Source organism: uncultured Thiodictyon sp., assembly GCA_903837595.1.
In the GTDB taxonomy this organism is placed as follows: domain Bacteria; phylum Pseudomonadota; class Gammaproteobacteria; order Chromatiales; family Chromatiaceae; genus Thiodictyon.
The window spans coordinates 1-1,820 of sequence record CAILVI010000231.1 but is presented as its reverse complement, the minus strand read 5'-3'; the positions used below and the strand labels follow the sequence as shown (position 1 = coordinate 1,820).

General features: G+C 63.4%; 3 protein-coding genes. All 3 read right to left on the bottom strand.

All coding sequences use genetic code 11. The features are described 5' to 3' along the window. Positions 1-232: 232 nt before the first annotated feature. The 3 genes from QZY44_RS12370 to QZY44_RS12360 all read right to left on the bottom strand — a co-directional run bounded on the left by QZY44_RS12370 (position 233) and on the right by QZY44_RS12360 (position 1,677). Positions 233-580, bottom strand: coding sequence for a type II toxin-antitoxin system RelE/ParE family toxin (locus QZY44_RS12370; RefSeq protein WP_295446627.1), 348 nt, complete (start codon positions 578-580; stop codon positions 233-235). Then, positions 577-861, bottom strand: a complete 285-nt coding sequence (locus tag QZY44_RS12365) for a type II toxin-antitoxin system ParD family antitoxin (protein WP_295446625.1) — start codon at positions 859-861, stop codon at positions 577-579. Before QZY44_RS12365 ends, QZY44_RS12370 begins: the two co-directional genes overlap by 4 nt. A 429-nt stretch (positions 862-1,290) precedes the next feature. Beyond that, positions 1,291-1,677, bottom strand: coding sequence for a hypothetical protein (locus QZY44_RS12360; protein WP_295446623.1), 387 nt, complete (start codon positions 1,675-1,677; stop codon positions 1,291-1,293). Positions 1,678-1,820: the final 143 nt, after the last annotated feature.

The window sequence follows — 1,820 nt, the reverse complement described above, 5'->3', positions numbered from 1 at the left end:
AGCAACCCCCACCGAGGATTACTGCCGCTCACCAAGCTTCCATACACTAATCGCTGTGTAGTGCCGACCTTTGCCCCTGCGGTGCAAGCCAACCAATGGGTTACGTGAAAAATAGGCGCGAATAGTCGAAGACGGGCTAGCCGCCGACGCGCCGCGGCCCGTCGCCGTCTCCAGCGACTCGCGGCGCTCTATCAGGCACAAGCGATGCGCCTCTCTCGTGTCACGTGCTGGTTCAAGGGTTCAGGTGCCGCTCAAGCATCTCGCGTTCGTGGGCGACGGCAGCGATGATGACGTCACCCGTCGCATCGACCGAAAAGACGAGCAGATGCCGCGGTCGCCCCACCGAGGCGCCGCCGACTCGGGCCTTGCTCCACTTGAGGTGATAGACGAAGTATCCAGGTCTCACATCGGTGATCGATTTAACCCCAATGCGGCCCTGGTCCTCGGCCAGATCGCGCAACGCTTGGTCCAGCAGTATCCGGTAACGGGTGCGCGCGGCAACGCCGAACTCCGCCTCGCTGCACCTCAGGACCCGCCGAATGTCGTCGAGTGCGCCCCGGGTCAGGCGCACCTGCGTCATGCCGGTCTCGCATCCAGCGACTCGCCCAGATCCTCGGCATCGAGGGCCTCAAGCAGACCGGGCGTGAACGCCACCAGTCGACCTGCGGCGACATCACCCTCGGCCTCGTCCAATCTGGCCCGCAGGTAATCGAGCTTCGCTGTCTCCAGGGACTCGCGGCGCTCCATCAGGCGCAGGCTTTCGCGCAGGACCTCGCTGGCATTCCGATACCGGCCAGAACCCACGAGTTGGCCGATGAAGGCCTCTTGATGTTCGGTCAGAACGACGTTTCGGGTTGGCATGAGCTGGTACCTCCAGGTTGGCAGGCGGCAATTATGGCAGAGTCTGCCACTCGTGACCCAAGAGGCGAGCGGGCGGCAGGGCGGTCAGGCCGCCATCCTCAGGGCTGGACCGGGCGCGGCACCGCAGTCCCGCCCCGACCGATCTGGTGGCGAGCGTCCCTCGCCCGCCACCGAGTATGCGACACTGCACCGAAGCCCCCCTCCCTCACACGGCGAGTTCACACCGGTGTCGAAGTCTCTTCTCACAACGAACCCGTACCTTCGCGACCCGCAGGCGCGGCGGACCGCGATGCGGGTCTCCGCGGCCAGTTCCTCCGCGGTCGAGGGCATCCGCAGGCCATTCGCCAAGTCGGGTTTTCTAAGGCAGGTTGACGGCGACCAAATTTAGGACTTCGACCAAGGCCAACTTGGGCCAGGCCGTGAAGCATCCTATAACACCAGATAAGGCTTGTTCGCCTGCTCCCAGCCGCGAATCGCGGCGCCCAAATGGCCGCCGTGAAGCTGTTGATCGTCGAACGAGGTGCGCAGCACGGCCGCAATGTCGTCTACTCCCTTGCTTGACTTGAGACTACCCAGCACCCTGGTCAGACCAATGCGCAGGATACTCACCAAGTCGTGACCCTGGCAGATTGACCAAGGATCGGCGTCCGGTAGCGCGTCCAGCTCAGCATGCAGATCGTCGATGGATGGAACTGTGCCGGTCCTTACCGCCGCATCATGAAAATCGTCCCGGGACACCAACCAAGTGTCGCGGTTGAGGAACCGTTCGAGTCCGAGCTTGTGAAACGGGATCTCCCAGGCCCGACGCTGCGCCACCCAACTGTTCAGGTACCCCGGCCAAGCTACCCCAGCTGAGGCATCGGCGGGTTGCCCTGGAACGTCATGACCAAGGCTTGGTAGGTATCGAAGGATTGCTTGTGTAAGGTCGAGAGGTAGGAGCGGACGGTGGCGAACGCCGT